Genomic DNA, 25,258 nt, shown 5'->3' with positions numbered 1-25,258 from the left:
AGCGCTCCACAGACCCTGCTGGCAGCGACTTCGAAGACAACCGTGGACCTGGTGAGGAGGCAACAGGGCTTGGGACTTGACTGTGAGGCCGGAATTAGACAACCAAGCGCAGTTGCTCATGACCTCTTTGATGCCCCATTTGCGTTCAACGGCCAGGCGGATCGCGCGCCCCGGTCTGGTTGACAGGGTAAGCGGTGCAACGATGGCCGTTGGGCGGAAATGGGTAACCAGAGGCCCCACTTGGAGGGACTTCGGACGTTGTCGCACGTCTGGCCCGATACCCCGTATCGACCTGCGACGCTCTCCTGGCCGAAGCCCCTCCAAGCGCGGTCAAATGGGTCATGATCAACTGCGCTTGGTGTTACTATGTTTGCCGCAGGTTGCCGCCATATAACAGGTATTGCATCCTCAGGTTTTTGCTCATAGTTTGCCGCCGGTTTCAGTTTCGAAAGGCACGAGAGATGCTCAACATTTTCATTGGCTTCGACCCTAGGGAAGCAGTCGCTTATCACGTATGCTCGAACAGCTTGACCCGCCTTTCAAGTGATATGCTGGCGATAACACCAATCTCTCTGACCAATCTGAAAACGTATCAGGAGACCCATTCAGACGGCTCCAACCATTTCATCTACACCCGTTTTCTGATCCCGCACCTCATGAATTATTCCGGCTGGGCCCTGTTTCTGGACGGCGACATGATCGTCCGGGACGACATTGCCAAGCTGTTCGCAATGCACGACGAAAGCAAAGCGGTCATGTGTGTCCACCATGACTACAAGACCAAGCAGAAAACCAAATATCTCGGTTCAAAAAACGAAGATTACCCACGCAAGAACTGGTCCAGTGTCGTGCTCTGGAACTGTTCGCACCCAGCAAACCGGATGGTGACGCCTGGTTTCGTGATGGAGGCTTCTGGAGCACAACTTCACCGGTTCACGTGGCTGTCCGACGACCTGATTGGTGAATTGCCGATCGAATGGAACTGGCTGCCGGACGAATTCGGCCCCAATCCGGATGCCAAATTGCTGCACTTTACGCTGGGCACCCCGTGCTTCCATGAATATGCCAACACGCCCATGGCTGCCGAATGGCACCGCGAAAAGCTTCTGGCCAACTACTCCAAGCAGCATGTGATTGACGGTCCCTTTGACTGACCCAAAACCAATCCTGCACTCGAGAAACGGCAAGCTTCTCTGACAACGCCTCGTTCTGAAGAGACGGCCCGCACATGGCAGGCCGTCCTGTTTGTTTTACGAATTCACGCTTTGCGCAATCCTTTTGCCAAGAGCCGAGCCCGCCCCTTTGAGCCAATGAGCCATTCATCACTTGCGGACACATTCCGTTACATTTTCAGACATTTTGTAAATAGCCTAATCATTGATGGCGGCTTATAGAACGCGGCGTGGCTTGGATGGCATATGCGTTCCGGGCCTGTGCTTTCCGTTTGCGCAGTTCCGGCGCATTGCCTCAATTGGACTTGTCTTTCGCTGTCTGAAGTCGGAGTTTTCAACGCAAAGGACAAAACACCTTGCCTGCGGATGAGCGCGATACGCTCGACCTGCCGTTCCCCGTCCCAATGCCGGGACTGTTCATTCAGAAGCCGCCATGACCAAATTGTCCCTGACCCCGGAGCCTTTCCAATTCAAGCAAAGACAGGGACAGGCGCTCACGCCTTGTTCTGACGCATGTTCGCGGGCAAGACCTGCGCGCTCTGGTACAGGCCTTGCGCTCGCCCTGCTCAGCCTTCTTGCCCTTGCCGCCTGCAACGAGCAGCAGGACCACCCGCCCGGGCAATCACGCCAGCGCGGCCCGGTCGAGGTCGGCGTCATTACCCTTGAAAGCCAGGACGTGCCGCGCTCTGTGCAGCTGCCCGGCCGGGTGAGCCCCTTGGCCACAGCGGAAATCCGGCCCCAGGTCGACGGCCTGGTGCGCAAAATCCTGTTCAAGGAAGGCGGACAGGTCACGGAAGGCGAGCCGCTGTTTGCCCTCGATGATGCCACATTCAGGGCCGAGAAAAACGCCTCCGCTGCCGCCGTGAGCAAGGCTCAGGCCACCTTGACCGGTGCCCGGTCAACCCTGAAACGCACTGAAAAACTGACCGGCACCAACAATGCCAGCCAGCAGACTTTGGAGGAAAAACGCACGGCGGTGCTAGAGGCCGAAGCCGACCTGGCTTCCGCGCAGGCTGAGCTGGAAGCAGCCGAGATCAATCTGGCCAACGCCACAATCAAGGCGCCGATCTCAGGCCTGATCGGCCCGGCCTCGGTAAGCGTCGGCTCACTGGTCACCGCCAATCAGACCGACGCGCTGGCCACCATCCGCCAGATCAATCCGGTCTATGTGAACCTTGTTGATTCCAGTGCAAATCTGCTGCGGATTCGCTCCGCGTTCGAAGCAGGCATGCTGAACCCGACCCAAGACGGCCCGCCCAAGGTGAAGCTGACCCTTGAGGACGGCACCCGTTATCCGGTCACCGGCGAACTGTCCCTAACGGAACGCACCGTCAGCAAGACCACAGGCACCTTCACCTTGCGCGCCACCATCGGCAATCCGGATTTTGTGCTGCTGCCAGGCACCTTCGTGCGGGCTGACGTTGATCTTGGCGTCACCCCCAAGGCCTTTCTCGTGCCCCAGCGTGCCGTGACCCGCGCGCCGAATGGCACTGCAACCGCCTATGTCGTCACCGCAGACAACAAGGCAGAGGCCCGGACCCTCACGACGATCAGTTCCAAGGACAATGACTGGGTTGTCACCCAAGACCTTTCGGAGGGAGACCGACTGATCGTGGACGGCTTCCAGAAGTTCTCCGCCGGGGCCGATGTCATTCCCGTCGATGTAACCATCAACGCGTCCGGCGTGGTTCCCCAAAGCCTTGAAACAACCGGCGAGGCGGCTGCAAAATGACCAATACCTCCTCCTTGCCACCGCAACACGGCGAACAGCCGAAAAGCCTGGCCTCGTTTTTCATTGCCCGGCCGATCTTTGCCCTTGTCCTGGCCATCGCAACCTCGCTGTGCGGCGCCGGGGCTGTTTACACCCTCACGATCTCCCAATATCCGGATATCGCTCCGGTCACGGTGCGCATCGACGCCACCTATTCCGGCGCCACCGCCAAGGCGGTCGAAAACTCTGTCACCACGATCATTGAAGGTGCGATGACCGGTCTTGACGGTCTGCTTTATATGGAATCGACATCCAGCACCGGGTCGTCTTCCATTTCGCTGACCTTCGACAACGACACCGCCCCGGAACTGGCGCAGGTGCAAGTGCAGAACAAGCTGGCGCGGGTCGAAGCCCAACTGCCGGACTCTGTCCAGCAGGACGGCGTACGCGTCTCCCGCGCCCCGTCCGGCATCCTGATGATCGGCAGCATCGTCTCCACCGACGGCACCTACAGCTCCGAACAGCTTTCCGACATTGTCTCAAGCCGCATCGAGGAACGGATTGAACGGGTCGACGGTGTCGGTTCGCTGCAGTCCTTCGGCGCAGGCTATGCCATGCGGGTCTGGATGGACCCTATGGCGCTGCAGAAATTTCAGCTGGTGCCTGCCGATCTCGTGGAGGCCATCCAGGCCCAGAACCAGCAGGTCTCGGCCGGGTCCATCGGCTCCACCCCGGTTGTCAGCGGCCAGCAGCTGAAGGCCAATATTGTCTCGCAGACCCAGCTCAGCACCGTCGCCGGGTTCGAGGCGATCATCCTGAAGACAAATACGGACGGCTCCACCGTGCGCCTTGGCGATGTGGCCCGGGTGGAAATCGGGCTGGAAAGCTACGGCCAGCGGTCCTCCTATAACGGCAAGCCGGCGGCCGGGTTCGGTGTGCAGCTGGCCAGTGGCGCGAATGCCATTTCCACCGCCAATGCGGTGCGGGCGGAACTGAACCGTCTGGCCAACACCCTGCCAGACGGGGTCGAGATCGCCTATTCCTATGAAACCACGCCGTTTGTAAAGCTGGCGATCTGGAAGGTGGCGCAGACCATCGCCGAAGCCATCCTGCTGGTGTTTCTGGTGCTGTACCTGTTCCTGCAGAACATCCGGGCAACGCTTGTTCCCATGGTTGCCATCCCGGTGGTGCTTCTGGGCACCTTCGCGGTCCTGTCCATGCTTGGCTATTCGATCAACATGCTGACCATGTTCGCGATGGTGCTCGCCATCGGCCTACTGGTGGATGATGCCATCGTGGTGGTGGAAAATGTCTTCCGCCTCATGGCCGAAGAGCATTTGGGCCCGCGCGCGGCCACGGAAAAAACCATGCAGCAGGTGACAGGCGCCCTGATTGGCACCTCCGCCGTGCTGGTCGCGGTGGTCACGCCCATGGCTTTCTTTTCCGGCTCCGTCGGCGTGATCTACCGGCAATTTGCCGTGACCATCGGCTCCGCCATCGTGCTGTCCACCCTGGTCGCAATCATCTTGAGCCCGGCCCTGTGTGCAACGATCCTGACCTATGAAACCGATGCCAGGCCGTCCAGATGGTTCAATTGGTTCAACCGGGGCCTTGAGCGGGTCACACGCGGCTATGTCAGCGGCGTCGGCGCGCTTCTCATCCGGCCCATTCGTGTCGTCGCGCTGGCCGCCGCTCTCTTTGCCGGAGGCTATGGCCTTTACACAAACCTGCCCAGCTCCTTTGTCCCGGTGGAAGACCAGGGCGTTCTAATGACCCAGATCACCTTGCCGGAAGGGGCCAATGCCGCTCGCACCCAGGCGGTGATCGACATGGTCGAGGACTATCTGCAGAACGACGACAACGTCAAAAGCGTGTTCACAACCCTTGGCTTTGGCTTTGGTGGCAGTGGCGAAAACGCCGCCATGGCCTTTGTCCGCCTGAAGGATTTTGAGGACCGCCCCGGCAAGGAACAATCCGCCCAGGCCATTGCCAGCCGGGCGATGCAGCAGTTTGCCCAAATCCGCGATGCGGAGGTGTTTGTTCTGGCCCCGCCCGCCATTCAGGGTCTGGGGAGCTCCGGCGGCTTCACGATGTATCTGGAGGACGTGTCCAACACCGGCACCACTGCCCTGGAAGAAGCGGCCAACAAACTGGCGGATGCCGCGACCACCGATGACCGGGTCGGCCAGGTCCGGGGCAACACCCGCACCCAGGAAAGCCAGCTGCGGATCAATATCGACCATGAGAAGGCCGGCGCCCTCGGTGTCGACATTTCCGATGCCAATGCCATTGTCAGCACTGCCTTTGCCGGCACCTATGTGAATGACTTCACCCTGAACGGAGAGATCAAGCCGGTCTATGTGCAGGCCGACGCCCCGTACCGCATGCAGACCGAGGACGTCTACCACTGGTATGCGCGCAATAGCTCGGACGAAATGGTGCCGTTTTCCGCCATTGCCTCTACCGGCTGGGCCCAAGGGCCGCCCTCTCTCAAGCGCTTCAACGGTACGGCGGCAGTCTCCATTCAGGGCGAAGCTGCCCAAAGCACAAGCTCCGGGGCAGCCATGGACGCCATGGAAGAGCTGGTGGCAGAATTGGACGGCGGCTATACGGCCGCCTGGTCGGGTCTCTCCTATCAGGAACGGCTGGCCGGTTCCCAGGCCAGCCTGCTCTATGCGGTGTCGGCCTTAGCTGTTTTCCTGTCGCTGGCCGCCCTTTATGAAAGTTGGTCTGTGCCCTTCGCAGTGCTTCTGGCCGTGCCTGTCGGCGTGCTCGGCTCCCTTGTGGCCGCCCAGTCGTTCGGTCAGGAGAACGACGTCTATTTCAAGGTCGGCCTGCTCATAACCATTGGCCTGACTGCCAGGAACGCCATTTTGATTGTCGAATTCGCCAAGGAACGCTGGGAGCACGGCGCCGGTCTTCTGGACGCGGCCAAAGAAGCGGCCCGCCTGCGTCTGCGCCCGATCCTGATGACCGCCCTCACCTTCATTCTTGGCGTTCTCCCCCTGGCCGTGGCGACAGGTGCCGGGTCCGCCTCCCAAAATGCGGTGGGCATCGGCGTGCTTGGCGGCATGCTCAGCGCCACGTTCCTCGGCATCTACGTGGTACCGGTGTTCTTTGTGGTGGTGCTGAAGCTTTTCCACCGCAAGCGCTCAGGCCAGGAAGGTCCACTGTCAGGATGACAGAAGACCAAACCTGCAACCCGTCAGTCTTCGCGTAAGGCCAGCTCGAACTGATCGGTGAGCGGCTTCAAGAGATAGGAGAGCGCGGTGCGCTGTCTGGTCTGGATGAACGCTTCCGCTGGCATGCCCGGCACCAGCACCAGCCCCGCGAGCCGCTTGCGTTCACTGTCGCTGATATGGATGCGCACCAGATAGAAGGACAAGCCCGTCACCGGATCTTCGCTGAGGTCGGCTGCAATCCGCTCAACTGTTCCGTCGAGTTCCGGCGTCGTGCGTTGATTGAAGGCGCTCAGGCGCACCAAGGCGGTCTGTCCCAGATGGAGCTGGTCCACATCCTCCGGCTTGACCCGCACATCAAGGGACAGGCTGTCATTCCTCGGCACGATCAGCATCAGGTTCTCACCGGGGGGGGCCACCCCACCGACCGTGTGGATCTCGAGCTGATGCACAGCGCCATCCTGCGGTGCGCGGATATCAATCCGCCGCAATTCGTCTTCCGTCGCCAGTTTGCGTTCGCGCAATTCGCCGGTTTCCATCTGCGCGGACCGCAGCTCGCGGCCGACCTCGGCCTTGAAATCCTGATCGATCTGAAGGATCTGCAGCCTGGCTTCCGCGATCCGCCCGGCCGCCTGCGCGGCCGCAGCAATTGCCTCGCCCCGGTCGCCTGCAAAAGTCGCAGCCTCCCGCTCCAGCGCGCTCAGCCGCTGCACGGACACCAGCTTGCGGGAATAGAGCGGCCGCAAGGAGGCCAGCTCGTCATCCAGCACTTTCAACGCCTGCTCAAAGGCGGAAATCTGGGCCTGATATCCTTCAATTTCATAGTCATACTGGGAAATGCGCTCTTTCAGCTGTTCTTTTTTACTGGTGCGCAAGTCCCGGCGGAAATGAAACAGAATGCGTTCACTGCGCAGGGCCTTGGCGGTTTCCTGATCGGACTGCGCAAGCCGCTCCAGATCCTCTGGAAAAACCAAAATGCCCAGATCATCCCGCTCCGCCTCAAGGCGCGCCAGCTGGGCCCGCAACTCGTTCAGCCGGTTGGTCACAATGGCATTGTTGGTACGCGCCTCCGTGCCATCCAGCCGGATAACAACATCGCCTGCACGCACATTCTGTCCTTCGCGCACCAAGAGTTCGCCGACCACCCCGCCAGTGGGGTGCTGCACCGCCTTCACATGGCTTTCCACCACGAAAGACCCTGCGGCAACCACCGCGCCGACCAGCGTGCTGCCCATGGCCCAGGAGACAAGCCCCACGCCAAGCCCGAAACTGAGCACGGCGCACACTCCGACATGGCGCAGCAAGGACCGGTTGAGATGTTTCAAATCACTCATTCGGATGTCTCCTTGCCAGGTTCAGCAGCTTTGGGGATCTCAGGCGTCAGCGGACTGCTCGCGACCACACGCAAGGGATTGAGCATTTGCGCGCCGTGGGATGAGGGCGTTTTGACCGGCACTGGCACAGCCCCCGGTTTCTTCATCACCTGGGCCAGAACCTCCTCCTTGGGACCGAGCGCTTTCACCCGGCCATTCTCCAGGATCAGCACCTGATCCACAGCCGCCATGGCACTAGGCCGGTGGGCGATGACCACAGCAATGCCGTTGCGCTCCTTCTGGTGCTGGATGGCTTTCAGAAGAGCCTCTTCTCCGGTCGCGTCCAGATTGGCATTCGGCTCGTCCAGCACAAGCAGGAAGGGATTGCCGAACAGCGCCCGGGCGAGACCGATCCGCTGTTTCTGACCGCCTGAAAGCCCGGCCCCGTCAAGGCCGATGCCCGTCTGGTAGCCCTTGGGAAGGGAGATGATGAAGTCATGGGCGCGCGCGGCCTGTGCGGCCTCGACAATATCTTCATCCCGCGCGCCCGGCCGGAACCGGGCGATATTCTCGGCGATCGTGCCTTCAAACAGCTCCGCAGACTGGGGCAGATACCCAATGTGGCAGCCGAGGTCCACCGGGTTCCATTGATCAAGGGAGGCGCCGTCGATCCGCACGTCCCCGCGCGGCGGGGCCCAGACCCCGGTCAGCACCCGGGCCAACGAGGTCTTGCCGCAGCCGGACGGACCAATCACCCCAAGAGCGGCACCTGCCTCCAGCCGGAACGAGACATTGGCCAGACACGGTGCGCCGCCGCCAGGCGGGACAACCACCAGATCAGCGACCTGAACGGTGCGGCACGGAGCCGGAAGCTTCAGCACCTCCTCCTTGGGTGCAAAGTCCCGTAAAATGCCTCTCAAGCGCTGCCAGCCCTGACGGGCACCAACAAAGTGTTTCCATTGCGCAATTGCGGTGTCGACCGGGGCCATTGCCCGTCCCATCATCACGGAGGCGGCAATCATTACGCCGGCGGAGGCCTGCTGTTCAATCACCAGCCAGGCCCCCACGGCCAGAATGGCGGATTGCAGCGCTTGACGCAGGGCGCGGGCGAGCGCGTTCATGGAGGCGCCGGTGTCGCCGCTTTTGCGGCTGGCGGCCAGATAGGACCGGTTATGGCCCTGCCAGCGGTCATAGACCGCCTCTTCCATCCCCATGGCTCGGATGCTCTCCGCATTCCGGCGGGCTGCTTCGGAAACGGCAGCACGCTCCATGCCCTTGTCGACAGCAACGCGCGAGGGCCGGCGGACGGCAAAATCTGCGGCCAGGGTAAGTGAGAACAACAGGACGGCCCCGGCCAGAGCGGTCACGCCCAGCCAGACATGCAACAGGAAACAGATGCCCAGATACAGCGGCACCCAGGGCAGATCCAAAAACGCGCCGGGCCCCGGGCCGGACAGGAAGGCGCGCACGGTGTCAAGGTCCCGCATAGGCTGCTGGCCATCGCCGGAAACGCGGGCGGCCAGGGGCAGCCGCGCAATGGCGGACAGCACTGTTCTGGAAAAACGGGTATCCAATCCTTCCCCGAGGCGCAGCAGCAGGCGGGCCCGCAAGCCATCCAGCAGCGCCTGAAACCCGTAGAGCATTCCGGCCAGCACGCACAAAGCAACAAGGGTCGGCACACTGCGGCTCGCAAGCACCCGGTCGTAAACCTGCAACATGAACAGCGGCCCGTTCAGCGCAAGCAGGTTCAAAAAGGCACTGGCTGCGAACAGGGCCAGGCCGGCCCGCTTCAGGGGCAGGAACACTGCCCCGGCTTCACGCCGGGACAGCATTTCAGTCTGGCTGCTTGCCATGGTCACGGGAAATCCCGATCAGGCAAACAGGAAGTCGGAAGCATCGATGACGGATGCATCCGTGTCGGCGAGGGTAATGCTGTCCACGTCCTTGTTGATGTCGTAGACGATCGTATCCGAGCCATCCTGTTCGACCACAAGATCGCTAAAGGACGTTGTCCCCCAAGCGGAGATATCCAGAGTGTCAACACCATCCTGATACCCGGAGGTGCCTGTGTCTCCGGACGTGACACTGTCATCACCGCTGGAGAACACAAACGTGTCTTCTCCGGCAAACCCGGTCAGAATGTCAGACGCAGCCGTATCGTTGATGACCGTCCCGACATCCGCGAGGTAGCTGTAAAGGTAGGAGGTGGATCCCTGTACGCTCAGGCCATAAATGGCATAGTCCAGAAGATCACCGGCACCAGACGTGTCATAATTTGGATCGTTGGTAATCACCAGTTCGGAGGTCACGGAGAACCCGCTGGTGCTGGATTCGCTGTAGCCTGTGCCAAGCGTGATTGTGTCCACATCCCCCGTCAGGTTGCCCTGGCTGTATTGCATGTCGCCATCCAGAACGATGCCGTTCGACCCTGCGCTGCCTGCAGCCCACTGGTCATAGGTGGCAGTGCTGGACGGCTGGGTGACGATCCCGTCCGAGGCATTCCAGAAGGCCCCATAGTTGGAAGTGAAGCCGTTCGACCAGCTCGCCAGATAAGATACCATGTTGGAAGACGCGCTGGTAAGATCGATAATGGCAGCCATGGGTATTCTCCTTGAGTTTGCTGCTGTTGCCCGGTTGCACGGGCACTTTGTCCCTGGCCGGAGGGCTTTCCGGCCAGGGCTTCCGGGGGCTGAAAGCCCTCCGAAATCGAGGATCCTGCGACCGCCTGGGGCTAAGAGCCCAGGCGCAGCACCATCAATCTGTCAGTTTGCTGTCCCGGACGGCTTTCAAAAGCCGTGCCTGTCGGATGGCGGAGGTCAGAACCGGAGCGTCAGGGACGCCTGCAAAGTGCGGCCCGGTGCGACATAAGTGCTGTTGGGCGGCACATAGTTGATGTCAGTCACATTGTTGGCGGAAAAGCGCAGCACGGCGTGGTCATTCGCCTTGAAAGAGCCGAAGAGATCCAGCGTCGTATAGGGATCGCCATAGACTTCCAGCGGATTGCCCTCACTGTCCAGTGTGGCCGCTTCCGTGGCCGTGACATGGCTCACACGCGCTCCGAGGGACAGGCGGCGGTCAAACAAGCGCACCCCTGCGTTCAACACAAGTTTCTGGCGCGGTGGCACTTCGGAATTGAAGAAGATCGTTTCGCCGGTCGTGGACACGTTGCTGTTGCTGAACCGGTCGGTTTTTTGCGGCCACTCGACATCAAGCAGGGTCAGAGAAGCACCAAACCAGGCGACCCCGGCATCATAGTTGCCCTCCAGCTCGATGCCCTTCATCTGGGTGGTGCCATCCAGATTGACAAAACCGTAATAGGTATGGGTGACTTGCGCATCCGGAACAATGTCGCCGACAACGATATAGTCTTCAATTTCCCTGTAGAACGCGGATGCCTTGATCCGCAGGCTGTCTCCCGGTGTCAGCAGATCGTTGGTAAACACATTTGCGCCAAGTTCAAAGGTTCGTGCTTTTTCCGGGTCAAGATCCAGATTCGGGGCCAGCGACGTTCCGACATAGTCTCCAGGAGACAAGGAGCCAGAGGCAAAGGTTTCCGAGATGGTTGGAGGCCGGAAGCTTTGAGAATAGCTGGCATAGGGCTTGAACCAGTCAACCGGCGCAAGCTCCACGGTTGCAGATGGCAGCCACGCCCCATCGGACCGCTCAATATCAAGCGTTTCTGAACTTACCGTGGTGCTGGATGTTATGATGGACTGCCCGGCAATATAGAAGATTCCGTCGACAACTTCCCCCATTCGAGCCCTGTATCTGTTTGCCGTACGGGTCGAAAGCGCTGCTGCTCTGTCCGGATCTGTAGCAACAAGATAGTCATAGTAAGATATCACCGATTGCACGACATAATTTGTATTTGATGTCGTCTGGTCGCGATATGTTGAGCTTCCTTTCAAGCGATACCAATCATAGCGAAGTCCACCGGAAATGGACAACCAGTGCACGGGCTCCAGCGTACTGTTGAGAAAGGCGCTTGCGACATCGCGGCGGCCCGGAGGCGACCAGCTTCCATAGGAGTTTTCAAAAAGAGGATTGCTGTCGATACTTGTGCTGGAAGCCTGCTTGTTCGACACATCGCGGAAGGCCTCCACACCATAATCCAGGCTCAGCGCCCCCAGCGACGTGGACAGCTCGCTTGTGTTGTCCAGAATAAAGCCAAAACTTGTGAATTCCGTCGCAATGCTGGTTTCAGCAGACGAGCTGCGCGCTTCACGCGTTTCGTCGTTTGACGTGGTCTGGGCCCAAAGCTTGCCGGACAGGTCGATCAGCGTGTTGTCCGGCGTCCAGCCGATATCGGCCACCACCGTGTTCGAACCAACGTCGAACGAACTGCCGTTCCCATCTGCAGTCGTGCTGTAGCGGAAGGCATTGTGCTGGTGTAGCCAGGACAAGGAAGCCGTCACCTCCTCCAGCTCCGCTTCCACCTTGGCAAACCCGCTCCAGCTCCGCCGGTAAGTCAGGTCATAACGGCCATCGGCAACACCATTTTCCCCCGGCTCATAGGTGCCCATGCGCTTGCGGCTTGCCCCGAGCGTAACCGAGATCACCTCCCCCAGGCGCATGGCTCCGACAAAGGACCCGTCCAATTCATATCCATTGGTACCGGCCCCGCCTTCAACTTCCATGCCCCAGGACTTGCCCGGCTCGATAATGTCGTCCGCCCCCACAAGCCTGAAATCGACGGCGCCCCCCAAGGACCCCGCATTGTTGGCAGAAGCTCCGGTTTTCTTGGTAATGTCCACCGCCCGCACAAATGATGTATCGACAAAAGCCAGGCCAATTCCGCCCGTGGATGTGCCGCCATAGCGCCCGCCATCCTGGGCGTTCTGCCGCGCTCCTTCAATGGAGACGACCACACGCCCGGCATCCTGCAAGCCACGCACATTTGGGGAGACGGTTGGGAAACTGCCAACGGTTGCGCCCTGATAGGCCCCGGCCACCGAATTGAAAAGCTGGTTGGTGCCACGGACGCCGCTGTCGGCAATAGCTTCGCTGGTAATCACGCTCACACTGTCAGCCGTTTCATAGACCCAGTCCGGCGTCCCGGCATAACCGGTGCCCGTATTGTCCGTGACCACGATCAGGTCGAGCACCTCCTCGCCGGCTTCACCGGTTCGGGTGACAGCGGCCTCTGTTGAGGAAATGATGACCGTGCCGGCTTCGGACACCCACCAATAGAGGCCGGTTCCAGCCAGCATCTGCGACAGGGCCGCATAAGGATCCATCGTTCCGGAAACCGCGTTGGTCGCAATCCCGCTGCCGATGGCCGTAGCCAAGGAAATCTGCAGACCGGACTGACGCCCAAAAGCCGCCATGGCCGGTCCCACCGGCTGGCTGGGAATATTAAAGCTGACCTGAGCAGCCTCAACCTCCTGGGCCTGCGCCCCGCCGCTGACAGCCCCCGGCACTGCAGCTGTCATCACCGACAAGACGATTGTCATGGCCCATAGCAGCCCCAAACGTCTGGCTTGCCTCCCGCAAACAACTCCTCCAAATCCGGACCCCGTCCCATTACGCATCATACTCTACCCACCACTCCTGTCAGATATCCGCGCGTTGGCAGGCCTGCCTTGGCATCGGATCTCGGACAGTTAGACGAGCGGCATCGGGATTTTTTTCAGGGCAGCGTAAAAAAATATGAATTTATTATTCATATTTATCAGCTTGCCCCTCTCAAAACATGAAAGTAGGGAGAAATTTCAATAACTTGACCGCCAAATGGCGCCACCAGCGCCCGCAAGGCACGGTCCGGTTTGGAGAGATCGAAGATCCCTGTGACCCGACGAGAGGCCAGCTGGCTGTCCGGAATGGTGATCCACCCCACCTGATAGCGGCCAATCTGTTCGGCCACACTGGCAACAGTCTGGCCGGACACCACAAGACGCCCCCGACGCCAGGCCGCGATATCAGCCGGGTCGACGGCCAGCACAGAAGCGGCGCCGCTGGCCCTGTCGACGCGTAGCATGTGCCCCGGCTGAAGCGCCACTTTATCCGCCATCTCCAGATCGGGCATCGCCGTGACTGCGCCCTCCAGAAGGGCAACCGACGTTGCCGCCTGCCCCCGGCGCAGGTTGAATTCCGTTCCAAGGACTTTCACCTGAAAGCCTCCGGCCGTGACCGTGAAGGGCCGCTCCGGGTCCCGGGCCACGTCAAAAAACGCCTCTCCTGCCAGAAGTGTCACCTGGCGTTTTCCACCTTCAAACTGTTCGGCAATGGCGCTCCGGCCCGCCAGGGTCACCCGGCTGCCATCTTGAAGATCAATGGTCCGGATTTCGCCCGTTGCCGTGGCATGATCCGCTTCAAGCCGCAGGAGCCAGCCCGGAGCCAGCACCAGCACAAGGCAGGCGGCAAGGGCACAGGCCGCGAAGGCGCCCGCCCGCCGGAGGCCGCGCGCGCCTTTACGAAAGGTTTGCTTATTGTGGTCAAAAGATGCTGAAAGATCCCTCGCGCGCATCTCAAAGGACGGGACCCTCGCCGCCCCCTCCGCCCGCAAGAGGCCAGGCTCGATCATATCAAGTGCCTGCCAGGCCTTGCAGGTTCTTTTCCAGGCGGCGTCATGGTGCGGATGCTGACGCCGCCAGGCATCAAAGCCTGACAGCAGCGCGCTGTCTGCCCGGTTCTCCTGCAGTTTGAGAAACCAGTCGGCCGCATCCTCCAAAACGCTTTGCGGAATGCCCCCTTCCGCCGTCTGGTCAAAGTCACTCATGCGCCCGCTCTTGTCCTCTCCTGCGGCCGCGGCCGGCCCGGAACTGTTCAATCCTGTTTTTTAAAACGATTACCAAAGACTTTTTTTTCAGCGAAGCTGCGTTTTTTCAGTAAAAAAAAGCCCGTTCTCTTCAAAACACCCAGATCCGGACCTGGTTTACGCGTCGGGATTGCTCAAGGCGGCAAGGGCCGCAAGGGTCTTGCGCAGAATCCGGTGGACACTGGCCACCGAAATCTCCAGCTGCGCTGCGATCTGAACCATGGTCAGCCCCCGGAACCGGTAGAGCTCCAGCACAAGACCGTATTCCTCCGGACAGGTTTTCAGATAGTCGGAAATGCGGCGAAGCTCGTCGGCGGCAACCATGCTGTGCTCGGGCGTGGAGTCCCCCTGCGGCGCGGCCCAGTCCGGCAACTCCTGAGCATTCAGGCCGCTTTCCCGCTTGCGTCTGCGTTTCCAGTCCAGGGCCAGATTATGCGCAATGCTGAACAGGTAAGCCCGGACAGACCCGGTGATCTGGTCGTGCCGACGGGAAAAGCGCAGATAGACCTCCTGCACGATCTCTTCCGCATCATCCCGCGAGCCGATCATCGGCGCCACATAATTTACCAAGGCCATACGATGCGCCAAATAGCACGCAAAGCCGTCCTCGCCGTCTTGACAGATCATCACCCCACCCGAGCCCGGCGCATCTGTGCCGGCTGTCAAACGTTTGCATAAAAATCGAAAAACACATCCGCCCGGACCGGTTCGTGCGAAGAAATCTTCGGGAAACCGGCCTCCAAGATCCGTTTGTCTGGGCCGAGGGAGCGGCTGCGCACACCTTGGCGCCCGGTCTTCTGAGCGCCCGAATAAAACTTAACAAAAAAACTCATATTTCTGCAAGCCACTTCTGCGGCAACAGAACGCCCGGCCGCTTTGCCTGCACAACACCTCGCAGAGACGGGACAAACGATCGGAAAACCGCCTTCCCATATCTCCCCGGCCCTGCCGCAGGCCAAACGCGCGGCAGATGCGGATCAACAAATTCCGCAAAGAAATCAAACCATCAAAACAGATATTCGAGCACAGAAAGGTCTCCGATGGTGCCAAGGGCCGCATAGCTGGCCTCCAACTGCACTTCGTAACTGGAGGCTTCAACAATGAGCTGTGCCACATCTGCATCGGAGATACTGCTGACCATCTCCTCAAGCGAGGCCACATACTCGTTTTCGCTGCTCACATAGCTTTCCAGCGCCGAAGCATCCGAGGAGGCCATGCTCTGCAAGGCAATGATACCGTCCTGGGCGCTGACCAGAAGTTCTGACAGGGCTTCCATGTCGTCGGTCGTCAGCGTATCGGACGTTGCTGCATAGGAGAGCGCACGAAGGGCCTCCTCAATGGCTTCCGTATCGGCCGTTACCCCATAGTCTATCGACCGGTCCGAGCTCAGCCGCACGGTCTGGGTATAGTCGTCGCCGGTATAGTAACTGGTGTCGGTGGTGGTCAGGTCGGCAGCCTCATAGGTCTCCAGATCCACCGGGGCGTCCTGCGTGTTGCTGCCCGCGAACAGATAGCGGCCGTTCAACTGCGTGTTCAAAAGAGACTGCAATTCCTCCAGATAGGAGGCCGCAGCCGTCTGCAGGCCCGACAGGTCATCCTCGGTGCTGACAGCCGACACCTCGGTGCGCATGGAGGTCAGAAGATCGCTCATACTGCCAAGGGCGGAATAGGTGGTCTCGACCCGCGTCAGCGCATCCCCGGCAACCGAGACGGACGCCTCGGACCGTGCAATTGAAACTTCCAGTTCAACCAGCTTGGACGCATCCGTGCCAAGGCCAGCATAGTCGCTGGAAATCTTTCCGCTGGATTGCTGCTCCTGATTTTCCGCCAGTTTTGCCTGGGTTTCCAGCGCATTTTTCAGAACCTGGGAGGTCTGATTGAACGTCGCAACACGCATAACCATTTCGCACGCTCCTGAAGACATGCCGTGCGGGCGCAGAAGCCGCCCTTTGAAACGCCGGGTTAGCTGACCGCTTCCAGCAGTTCCTCGAACATTTCGTTGACCACGCTCAAAAGCGTGGAGGCTGCGGAATAAAGCTGTTCCAGTTCCGACAACCGGGCGAGCTCCTCATCCACATTGACCCCGTAGGTGGACGAGATCGTGTCTGAGACGGTGCTCAATTCGGTCTCGGCCAGGTCGAGCGCGCTTTCGGCGGAATTGGCCTTGGTGACCGCATCGGCCAGAATGTCGTTGGCATAGCTGGTGAAGGACATGGTGCCCCCGCTGAGCCCGCCCGCATCATCAAAGGTCACCTCCCCTTGCAGGACATCCAGAAGGGCGTAGGCGACTTCCGAAGGCAACGTGTCCCCGAGCAGTTCGGACGGATCAGAGGTGACCGTCTCACTGACCGAAATGTCCGACGCCCCGGTGCCGGTGAGCGTGTCCGCGGACACCCCATTCACGCTTTCGATGAATGTTGTGGCAAACTCGTCAAGCATGTCCTGATAGGCTGGCAGGGTTTCGTCGCGCAGTTCCAACAGCGCCCCGATCGTGCCCGTATCGATGTCATCCGTGATGTCCAAGCCGTCAACGGAAACGGTTGTGGTGCCGTCGGCCGACGTGTCCGTGGTCAAAAGATGAGCCGTGTCGCCCACCAGCATCTGGCCACTGTCCGTATAGACCTTGACCGTACCATTGTCGGCCTTCGCATAGCTGATGCCCATCTGCTCCGACAAGGCCGCCAGGGCGGAATTCAGCTCATCTTCCAGATCCGCCGTGCTGCCGCCCCGGGCCGCAACAGCCTCAATCTGCTCATTCAGACTGTCAATCGTGCTGATGGCCTCATTGGCGGCTGTGACCGCATCACCGATTTCCTCGTCCGCCTGGTCGATTTGGTCCTGGACGTCGGACGACAGGCTGTTGATTTGGGAGACAACCTCTTCAAGCGCCGAGACGGCAGCACTTGCCAGGCTTTCGCTTTCTGGCGTTTCGGCCAGCGTGGTCAGGGCGGTTTCAAAGTCGGACAGGGTGTTGGCAAGTGAACTGCCATCCCCGCTGTCATCGGAGGTCTCGCCAAGCGATTGCTGCAGGCTGTCCAGATAACTGGCCGTTGCCGTTGCAGAGGCGGCGCTGCTGGTGGCCTCCAGAAGGTCTTCCACAAGATACTTGCTGACGCTTGAGGAAATCCCCGTCACCGAAACCCCGGTGCCAACACCAGAGGTGGTGGTGGCCGAGGTGGTGGCCGACTTTGCCGTATAGCCATCGGTGTCGGCATTGGCGATGTTGGCAGATGTAACGGAGGTCTGGACCTGCGAGCTGCTGATGGCGCTGGAGGCGATGGAAGCGGCTGTACTCAAACTGGTCATAGCCGGTTCTCCCCGTCAAGCTTCGTAGCGGCGGCCGACGGAAATGGGCCGCACCGGGTTCTGGCCATAACCGCCGCGATTGTCGTAACGGGCATTGGCGGTCTGCTTGTCGCGGATCGCCCGCATGATGGTCTGCACCCGGCGTTTGCTGGCGTTGAGCGCCCGCACGAGGTTCTGGCTGTTGTCCGACAAGGCCTTGGTCAGGCGGTCATTGACCGCTTGCAATTCGGCAAATTTCTGCGGTGAGGCCAGCAGAAACAGGTTGCTCTGGGCCTTGAACAGATCCAGAAAATCCGCAAGCTCCCGGGAAAGCTTCTGCTTGTTCTCAAGAAGATCATCAATCGGCCGGGGCCGCCCGCTGGACAGTCGGCGGTTTTCTTCCTCCGCAACCGCCAGCAGGCTTTCGGAAATCCGGATGGCATTGTCAACTGCCGCCTCCACCTTTTCAATGTCCCTGGAGGACAGTAAGACACTGGAGGCCTTGACCGGCCGTTTTTTCTGATTTGCAGCAGACATGTTCACCTACCTTGGGATTTCCATGCATTCGCCATTCTGGCGTAGGCCCCGGCGGCCTGGGAGGCCGCCGTGGATCGGGACATTTTCGCGCCCGTTTCCTTCTGTTGCGCCCGCATTTCCCGGGTCACCTCTTCAAGATCCTTCTTGAGGAGCAGCAGCTTCAGTTTTCTGGCGGGCGTGTTCCCGCCCGCGCCAATCCGCACGATTTCCGCATGCAGACGCTTGTGCCGGTCTTTCAGCTTCCTCAAGTCATCGCTCATGACGCTTACCGAACCGCATCGAGCAGCGTGTCGTACATGTCATTGGCCGTGGACATGATCTGCGAGGCGGCCGAATAGGCCTGCTGCGCGGACAGCATCTTGGAGAATTCCTCACTGGTGTCGACGGTGCTCGATTCCAGCCATCCGCCGGAGATCGTTCCGGCGCCCCCTTCACCCGCCTCATGCAAGGTCGCGTTGCCGGATTCCGAGGAACGGGCATAGACACTGCCGCTCAATTCCGTCAGACCGTCAGCATTTCCAAATGTTGCCACCGGTATCTGGAAGATCGGCCGTTCTTCGCCATTGTCGAAATAAGCGATCACCATGCCGTCATCGTCAATTTCGATTGAGCTGAGATTGCCATAGGCCAGACCGTCCTGGTCGACCGACTGCACATCAATGGACGGATCATCGCTGTCGGAAGAATACTGGGTCAGGCCGCTGTCGGTGTCTGCGTCGCCCAGATCTACCGAAATCGTGCTGTCGGCCGCTCCGGTCGTCCAGTTTTCAATCGTCAGCTCTACCGGATCGGGATCGGTCGAGGCCAGTGTGCCGTCGGAGTTGAAGGTGACGGTCACAGGGTCGGAGGTCACCGTTCCGATGGTCTCACCGGAGGAGGCCAGAACCGGATCGGAGTACGTGATTTCCCATGTGTTTTCGGCGGTCTTGTTGTAGGTCGCCGTGATCGTGCTGGTCGTGCCCAGGGAATCGTAGACTTCGAACGTGGTTTCGAAACTGTCGCCGATTTCCGCATCCGCCGGCAAGTTCGCCTGGATAGCCACATTGGACGTGGCCTCCACAGAACTTTGAACAGAATCGAGGTCAATCGTGGTCAGGGCATTCTCACTGGTGCCACCAATCGGATTGCCATCCTCATCCGTGGCCCAGCCCAGCAGGTAATAGTCGCCATTGACCAGATAGCCGTCACTGTTGACGGTGAATTCGCCGTCCCGGGTGTAATAGGTGGAAGTGGCGTCCGTGGAATCGGAGACGATGAAAAAGCCATCGCCTTCAATCGCCATGTGGGTCGCCTCGGTGGACTCCACCAAAAGCCCCTGCTCATCCACATTCGATACCATGGTCGCAGCCACACCACCGCTGGAATTGGACCCGCTGCCCGCCACCAGGCTGGAGAAGCTGGTGGTTGAGGACTTGTATCCGGTGGTCTGGGAGTTGGCCAGATTGTCCGAAATCACCGACAGGGCGGAACTTTGGGCAGACAGGGCCGAAATGGCAGCGTTCAGGGCGCCTTGGATACTCATTGCACTCTCCCTTAGCCCGTCGAGGCGACGGCAAGAACGTTTTCAAGAAGGACGGCTGCATCACCGATGCCCAGAACAACATCGTCGCCCGAGCTGTCGACGGCGGTGACTTCGGCGATGACAGTGGTGCTACCGGAAACCTCGTTTCCGTCACTGTCCGTGGCGTCGACCACGATGGTGTACTGGCCACCATCTTCCAGCTGCTCACCATCGGAGGTCACGCCATCCCAGGTGAAGGAATGGGACCCTTCGGAGGTCGCGCCGTCTTCGCTGTAAACGAGATTGCCGTCCGCATCGTAGATCGAGACGGTGACGCTCTCCGCGTCGCTGTCGAGGGTGTAGGACCAGTTGGCCTCGCCATCCTGCAGCGACGTGGTGTTGCCCACCGCTTCAACCGTCTGGTTCAGGTAGCCAAGCCCCTGGGTGTTCATGAAACTCGACACGCTGTCCGTCAGGCTGCTGAGCTGGTCGGAGATCTCCGTCAGCGTCTCGGTGCTGGAATAAGACGCGAGCTGGCTGAGATATTCGCCGGTGTCAGCCGGATCGGTCGGATCCTGATACTGAAGCTGCTGAACCATCAACAACAAGAATTCATCACTGTCGATGCTTGTTCTGTTCGCATCTTCAGTAGCACTATCGCTCGTCGTTGTAGTTGTCGTTGTGTAAGAGTTCACTGTGGATATGCTCATATCCTCAACTCCACCTGATGATTTCGATCCTTCAGCGGAGCTTTACTTAAGTAAGAACACAGCAAACCCGCTCTATTAGTGAAACGTTCGCGAGAACCGTTTCAGGCGGAGTTTTTTTTCAAAAAAATTACTAAGTAAAAAATGCCCAGAAGCTTATAAAAACAAGGAAATACTTGCCGGGCAGAAAAACACCACTGCACGCGCCCTGAAAAGGCAAAAACCCGGGACTTTTGATGACCGCACAGCAACTACAAATCAGTGGATAAGGTCAAAACGACAAAGGCCCGGCAGTTTTTGCCGGGCCTTGTGCGATTTTTCCGGGCCGCACGCCGCGCGATATCAGCGCCGGGCGAGACTCAAACAGTCAGCATGTCAGGATGATTCACGCGCCTTTTGCATGATCTTGCCGACAAGATCTCGCGGGGCCTTTGGCCCCTGGCGGGAGGTGAGCAGGTGCGCAAGATCCTGTTCTTCTTTCAGGCGATACCGTGCGTCATCAGACATTTTCAGCAGTTCTCTGGCCGATTCCTGCTCAATCGCAGGCCAGCCATCCAGGTTGCACCCGTGCTTGTCGAGCAGCGCGTCAAATTTATCTAAAGCCATTCGGGGCTTGAAAGCGTCCATCTGCGAACCGGCAAATCATTGACCACGGCTCAGACGGTACAGGCAAGCGCCCGGGATGTCTACGTCTTCAGAAACACTCTGCAATAATTCGCCGGTCGTAAATCTCGTCCTGAAGTGCCGTCAGTGAGCGCTCGGACAGCGGGGTCTGACCCGCCCAGGCGTTTCTGAATTCCAGCAGGCCTTCGGCCAGGGTTGCCAGGCGCTCAACCGCATCCTTCTTGCCCGCCACACGGTTCAGGGCAAAGATGTTGCGGGTGTACATTTCGATGAACTGCCGCCCGATTTTCCTGTCAATGTCCGGATCCACATTCTGGCGCAGGCCGCGCAGGATGCCGGTTGCCCGGGCAATACGGAGTTGGGAGTCTTCATATTCCTTCTTGCGCAGATGCTTTGCCCCCAGAACGATTGCATTGAGAACCTCATCCAGCAGCAGCGTGACCGCCACGGGCGGCGCCACCGCAGTGGCAGCCGTGCGATATGCGGAAATGGCGTGGTTCATGGCATAGCTCATCACTTAATCTCCTGAGTCGAGAAGAGCTTCAAGATAGTCGAGGGTCGATTCTGCTTCCTCGATGGCGGTCTGATAGGAGGCGTAGAGCGTCACCAGATAGTCGCGGTAATCCTCGGCGGACGCGATGATGTCGTCATACTCATCCTGATAATCGCTGTTCTGCTCGGTCAGATCGGTCACGATCTCCGTCAGCAAACCGTCATCTTCATCGGCATAGGAATTGACGGCGTTGTAAAGTTCTTCCGCCAGGCCGGAGGTGAAGCTGACGGTGACTGTGTCGCTCTCCGTGCCGGTGTAGACGAAGCTGATGCCTTCATACTCGGAGCCCTCGACGCCGACGATACGCGTCCCGCTGACCTCGAACAGCCCTTCCTGGCCATCCACCAGAACGCTGGTCACCTCGCCGTCCTCATCAACCTCAATCTCCAGGGTCAATTCCGAAGGCATGTTGTCGTTGCGGGCCAGCAGGGCCAGATCGGTGGAGCTGGACTCCATGCTGAACAGAAGCAGACCCTCGATCTCGTCCAGATTGTTCAGGAGCGCGTCGGCCAGCTCGTCGTCATCGACCTCCAGATTGTTGTTGCTGTCATAGGAGAGGCCCAGAAGCGCCATGCTGGTATCGTCGATCATGGTCGACAGCGCTTCGGCAATGTCGCTGTTGGCCGACCGCAAAATCGAGTCGCCAAACAGCACAGCATCTGCCGCAGCCCCGCCGCCGGAGGCGACTTCCTGCTGGGTCAGAGCCCATTCACGATAGGCGTTGTAGGCTTCCACCAGAGCGTAGACCGCTTCCTGAATACTGGTCAGGGAATTGGAAATTTCAACCGAGATATATTCGCCGTCCTCGGTCTCCTGATAGAGCGAGAAGGTGATGCCCTCGATCACATCATCAATGGTGTTGCTGTTCCGGGTGACCTCGATCCCGTCGACACTGATGATCGCCTTTTGCGAGGCCTGCAGTTCGGTGACAAAGGCGCCGTCCTCATCGGTCAGTTCCAGTTCCTGACCAATGTCGTCGCCCTCCAAGGCCGTATAGACGATATCGCTGCCGGTCTCCGTTGCGGTCAGAACAAGCTGGAACTCCTCATCAGACACCTGCACAACCGTTGCGGCGACACCGCTCGTGTCCGAATTGGCATTGATCTCCTCGGCAATCTCGTCGAGGGACATGTCTTCGGTGATGGTGATCTCGACAACACTGTCCTCATCCCCGCTTTCCAGGGAGAGTTCGAACGTGCCCGACAGGCCGAGATCTGCGGTGTTGTCTTCATAAACGTCGCCGGACACCTTCTGAGCCGTGGCCAGCTGCAGGATTTCCAGCTCATAGGTGGCCACATCAATGCCGTCATCCGCGGTAACCACAACAGCGGCTTCCGCATCGGCGCCGCCAAACCCGGTCAGATAGGCTTCCCGGACCGAAAAGATGTCATCGCTTTCGGTGAGGCTGTTTTCGGTTCCTCGGATGGTTTCAAGGGCGGACGTCATGTCCTGAAGCAGGGATTGCATTTCCTCGTAGGCGGCAATCTCGGCTTCATTGTCCTCGATCTTGGATTCGATGGTCGCAGCCGGCAATTCCTTGACGGTCACCGCCGCCTCGATCAGAGCGTCCCAATCGATATCCGCATCCGTGTTGGCGGAGCTGGTATAGGTGGTGGTGGTGCTTGTCGTGGACGTCGTCGATGTGGTTGTTGACGTGGTGTCGGTCACACTCATCACCTTTCTTCATGCGTTCAAGGCGCGAAAGATCCGGGCTGCTGGTGGCCTTCTGGCGCGCTCAGCAACCCGGACAAGGGTCAAGACCCGGTTACCGGATCAAGGACAGCAGATTTTCCGGCATTTCGTTCGCCTGAGACGCAGCGGCGACAGCGGCCTGCACCTTCACGCTGGCAGAGGACAGCTTCGCCTGTTCCTTGGCGATATCGACATCGGCGATGGCCGACTGGGCCGCATCCAGGTTCTCGATGCTGGTCTCGATCTGCGCGGAGCGGAACTCGAAGCGGGACATGGTCGCACCCATTTCAGCCCGGGCATTGGACACTTCGTCAATCGCCACATCTAGAAGGGCAAGAGCTTCTGCTGCGCCATCAGCGGTGGACACATCCAGATCGGCAACCCCGAGAGACTCGGATGTCAGATCCGGAAGGGTCAGCGTGATCGTATCGGTGGAAGAGGATCCGACAACGATTTCCGCACCGGTGGTGTCCACCTCGGTCGTGGTGCCTGTCGTGGTGCCTGCCGTCAGGCCCAGGGTCGACAGATCAAGGTCACCAGAGCCGTCGGCCAAGGTGATGGAAGCATCTTCACCAGTGGTGGTCGTCGTCAGGGTCAGCGTTCCGCCATCATTGGTGGCCTGGATGCTGTATTCCCCTTCCGCCTGCAGGCCAGAGTTGATCTGCTCGACCATTTCGTCAACGGTCAATGACGTATCGTCGCTGGAGAGTTCGATTTCGATGTCGTTGATCGTGATCGTACCGGTGTCCCCGGCCGTCACTGTTGCGGCTGCTGTGGCCCCGGTCACGGTGGCAGCTGTTTCAACCGTGTCGTCGGAGAAGTCGCTGGTGCCGTCCAGAAGGCTCTGGCCATTGTAGCGGGTGCTTTCCGCGATCCCGTCAATTTCTTCCTGAAGTTCCTCAAATTCCGCCTGGATATAGGCGCGCTCCGTGTCGGTAACCGTGCCGGATGCCGATTGGGAGGCCAGGGTTTTCATACGCTCCAGAATGTCACTGACATTGGCAGCGCCACCATCAGCCGTCTGCAGAACGGAAATCCCGTGAGAGGAGTTGGTGGAGGCCTGCTCAAGGGCGGCCACGTCAGAGGAAATCTTGGTGGCGATGGCAAGACCGGCCGCGTCGTCAGACGCCTTGGTGATGTTCGAGCCACTGGCCAGCTTTGACAGCGAGTCGGACTGTTCGCTGGAGTTGATATTCAGATAGCGAACCGCAGTATTGGCAGCGGTATTTGTAGAAATAACGGGCATCGTCTTCTCCTGATGATCGTAAACCCACGCAAACTGTCCGCGCGGTCGGCGTGTTTTCTGCACGCTCTGTTGATTGAACGGAGAAGTGCCCTGAAATCAGGCGAAGTTTATTTTTCGACAGGTCTGGTAGAGTTAACCATTTGTAAAAGCGTTGAGAATATCGGCGCTTTGGGCTTTCAGGATCTCACGCAGCCTTTGGCGCCCGCGCTTGAGCAGGCTCTCCACGGCGGACACGGTCGTGTCCATGATGTCCGCAATCTCGCCGTTGCTCATGTTCTCGTTATAGGAGAAGACAAGCGCGATCCTCTGCTGGTCCGGCAGCTTGCCGATCGCGCGCTCCAGAAGCTCTGCTGCCTGCTGGCGTTCCAGGCCCTGGGACTGGTTCAGACTGCCATCTTCCAGTTCCGGGATCTCATCCACGGTCTCCGCCTTGGGCTTGCGCAGAAGGTCAATACAGCGGTTGCTCACCACCCGGTAGAGCCAGGTGGAAAACTGCGCCCGCCCGGGCTGCCACACGTCCCTGCGGGTCCAGACCTGCAAAAAGGCGTCCTGAACAACATCTTCCGCATCCGCCCCGGACTGGAGGATGCGGTAGGCCACCGCATACCCCCTATCCACGTGGCGCTCGACCAGGGCCTGAAACGCATCTTCCCTGTCAGCTGCCACCAGCGCCAGTAGATGATCGTCGTCAAGGGCAGTCAGATCCACCTCGGCCGTTGCAGCCAATTGTTCGAGGCGCTTCTTGTGATCCACGTCGGTTTCGCTCTGCTCCGGCGCAGTTTCAGATATCGCAACACCCATATCCAGTTCCTCAAGACACCCGGGCCCGGAAAATCAGAGCCACGGCTACAAGTCTTTAACGTACTGATAGCGTATTTCAGGCGCGAATAATTTAATTTTTTCAGATTTTTACTAGGTAATTTATGCCCAAAAAGCGTGAATATTTTTCCTATACTAGGCAAAAAATTCCCACTTTAAGAT

At 59.3% G+C, this 25,258-nt stretch carries 20 protein-coding genes and 1 pseudogene; 3 read left to right on the top strand and 18 right to left on the bottom strand.

The window, feature by feature from the left end; translation table 11 throughout:
- Positions 1 to 461: 461 nt before the first annotated feature.
- The 3 genes from ACXAH0_RS17155 to ACXAH0_RS17145 all read left to right on the top strand — a co-directional run bounded on the left by ACXAH0_RS17155 (position 462) and on the right by ACXAH0_RS17145 (position 6,065).
- A complete protein-coding gene (locus ACXAH0_RS17155) occupies positions 462 to 1,154 on the top strand; it encodes a glycosyltransferase (protein ID WP_475193294.1) in 693 nt (230 codons plus the stop codon).
- A gap of 451 nt (positions 1,155 to 1,605) precedes the next feature.
- A complete protein-coding gene (locus ACXAH0_RS17150) occupies positions 1,606 to 2,904 on the top strand; it encodes an efflux RND transporter periplasmic adaptor subunit (protein ID WP_475193291.1) in 1,299 nt (432 codons plus the stop codon).
- Positions 2,905 to 2,951: 47 nt separating this feature from the next.
- Positions 2,952 to 6,065, top strand: coding sequence for an efflux RND transporter permease subunit (locus ACXAH0_RS17145; RefSeq protein WP_475193305.1), 3,114 nt, complete (start codon positions 2,952 to 2,954; stop codon positions 6,063 to 6,065).
- 23 nt (positions 6,066 to 6,088) lie between these two features.
- Here ACXAH0_RS17145 and ACXAH0_RS17140 read toward each other — a convergent pair whose 3' ends face one another.
- The 18 genes and pseudogenes from ACXAH0_RS17140 to ACXAH0_RS17055 all read right to left on the bottom strand — a co-directional run bounded on the left by ACXAH0_RS17140 (position 6,089) and on the right by ACXAH0_RS17055 (position 25,078).
- On the bottom strand, positions 6,089 to 7,396 hold the full coding sequence (locus tag ACXAH0_RS17140) for an HlyD family type I secretion periplasmic adaptor subunit (protein ID WP_475175406.1): 1,308 nt from the start codon (positions 7,394 to 7,396) through the stop codon (positions 6,089 to 6,091).
- A complete protein-coding gene (locus ACXAH0_RS17135) occupies positions 7,393 to 9,228 on the bottom strand; it encodes a type I secretion system permease/ATPase (protein WP_475193301.1) in 1,836 nt (611 codons plus the stop codon). The genes ACXAH0_RS17140 and ACXAH0_RS17135 overlap by 4 nt, the downstream gene beginning before the upstream one ends.
- Positions 9,229 to 9,246: 18 nt before the next feature.
- Complete coding sequence (locus ACXAH0_RS17130) at positions 9,247 to 9,975, bottom strand: hypothetical protein (RefSeq protein WP_475193288.1); 729 nt, start codon at positions 9,973 to 9,975, stop codon at positions 9,247 to 9,249.
- Between the two features lie 216 nt (positions 9,976 to 10,191).
- Positions 10,192 to 12,828, bottom strand: a complete 2,637-nt coding sequence (locus tag ACXAH0_RS17125; protein ID WP_475193283.1) for a TonB-dependent receptor — start codon at positions 12,826 to 12,828, stop codon at positions 10,192 to 10,194.
- Positions 12,829 to 13,046: 218 nt separating this feature from the next.
- Positions 13,047 to 14,093 (bottom strand): FecR family protein, encoded by a 1,047-nt coding sequence (locus ACXAH0_RS17120; RefSeq protein WP_475193278.1) that lies wholly within the window; start codon positions 14,091 to 14,093, stop codon positions 13,047 to 13,049.
- Between the two features lie 156 nt (positions 14,094 to 14,249).
- Positions 14,250 to 14,759 (bottom strand): RNA polymerase sigma factor, encoded by a 510-nt coding sequence (locus ACXAH0_RS17115; protein WP_475175413.1) that lies wholly within the window; start codon positions 14,757 to 14,759, stop codon positions 14,250 to 14,252.
- Between the two features lie 379 nt (positions 14,760 to 15,138).
- Positions 15,139 to 16,035, bottom strand: coding sequence for a flagellin (locus tag ACXAH0_RS17110; RefSeq protein ID WP_475193274.1), 897 nt, complete (start codon positions 16,033 to 16,035; stop codon positions 15,139 to 15,141).
- A gap of 59 nt (positions 16,036 to 16,094) precedes the next feature.
- Positions 16,095 to 17,438 (bottom strand): flagellar hook-associated protein FlgK, encoded by a 1,344-nt coding sequence (gene flgK / locus ACXAH0_RS17105; RefSeq protein ID WP_475175416.1) that lies wholly within the window; start codon positions 17,436 to 17,438, stop codon positions 16,095 to 16,097.
- A 15-nt stretch (positions 17,439 to 17,453) separates the two neighbouring features.
- Positions 17,454 to 17,954, bottom strand: a complete 501-nt coding sequence (locus tag ACXAH0_RS17100; RefSeq protein WP_475175417.1) for a hypothetical protein — start codon at positions 17,952 to 17,954, stop codon at positions 17,454 to 17,456.
- A gap of 2 nt (positions 17,955 to 17,956) precedes the next feature.
- Positions 17,957 to 18,214: a hypothetical protein gene (locus ACXAH0_RS17095; RefSeq protein WP_475175419.1), complete on the bottom strand. Its 258-nt coding sequence runs from the start codon at positions 18,212 to 18,214 to the stop codon at positions 17,957 to 17,959.
- Positions 18,215 to 18,219: 5 nt separating this feature from the next.
- Entirely contained in the window at positions 18,220 to 19,476 is a 1,257-nt protein-coding gene (gene flgE, locus ACXAH0_RS17090) for a flagellar hook protein FlgE (RefSeq protein WP_475175421.1), read from the bottom strand.
- 11 nt (positions 19,477 to 19,487) lie between these two features.
- The gene (locus tag ACXAH0_RS17085) at positions 19,488 to 20,165 is read right to left on the bottom strand and encodes a flagellar hook assembly protein FlgD (RefSeq protein WP_475193269.1); all 678 of its coding nucleotides are present in this window, start codon (positions 20,163 to 20,165) and stop codon (positions 19,488 to 19,490) included.
- A gap of 372 nt (positions 20,166 to 20,537) precedes the next feature.
- A complete protein-coding gene (locus tag ACXAH0_RS17080; protein ID WP_475175426.1) occupies positions 20,538 to 20,789 on the bottom strand; it encodes a hypothetical protein in 252 nt (83 codons plus the stop codon).
- A 67-nt stretch (positions 20,790 to 20,856) separates the two neighbouring features.
- A complete protein-coding gene (locus ACXAH0_RS17075) occupies positions 20,857 to 21,300 on the bottom strand; it encodes a flagellar export chaperone FliS (RefSeq protein WP_475175428.1) in 444 nt (147 codons plus the stop codon).
- Positions 21,301 to 21,303: 3 nt separating this feature from the next.
- Positions 21,304 to 23,013 (bottom strand): flagellar filament capping protein FliD, encoded by a 1,710-nt coding sequence (gene fliD / locus ACXAH0_RS17070; RefSeq protein ID WP_475193266.1) that lies wholly within the window; start codon positions 23,011 to 23,013, stop codon positions 21,304 to 21,306.
- Between the two features lie 91 nt (positions 23,014 to 23,104).
- A complete protein-coding gene (locus tag ACXAH0_RS17065; RefSeq protein ID WP_475175736.1) occupies positions 23,105 to 23,704 on the bottom strand; it encodes a flagellin in 600 nt (199 codons plus the stop codon).
- Positions 23,705 to 23,845: 141 nt separating this feature from the next.
- Positions 23,846 to 24,277, bottom strand: a pseudogene (locus ACXAH0_RS17060) (flagellin); the annotation flags it as partial.
- Between the two features lie 132 nt (positions 24,278 to 24,409).
- On the bottom strand, positions 24,410 to 25,078 hold the full coding sequence (locus ACXAH0_RS17055; protein WP_475175431.1) for a sigma-70 family RNA polymerase sigma factor: 669 nt from the start codon (positions 25,076 to 25,078) through the stop codon (positions 24,410 to 24,412).
- Positions 25,079 to 25,258 lie beyond the last annotated feature (180 nt).

The sequence above is a fragment of the Roseibium sp. AWQ4_290 genome (assembly GCF_056160985.1).
This window is presented reverse-complemented; position numbering and strand designations above follow the sequence as displayed.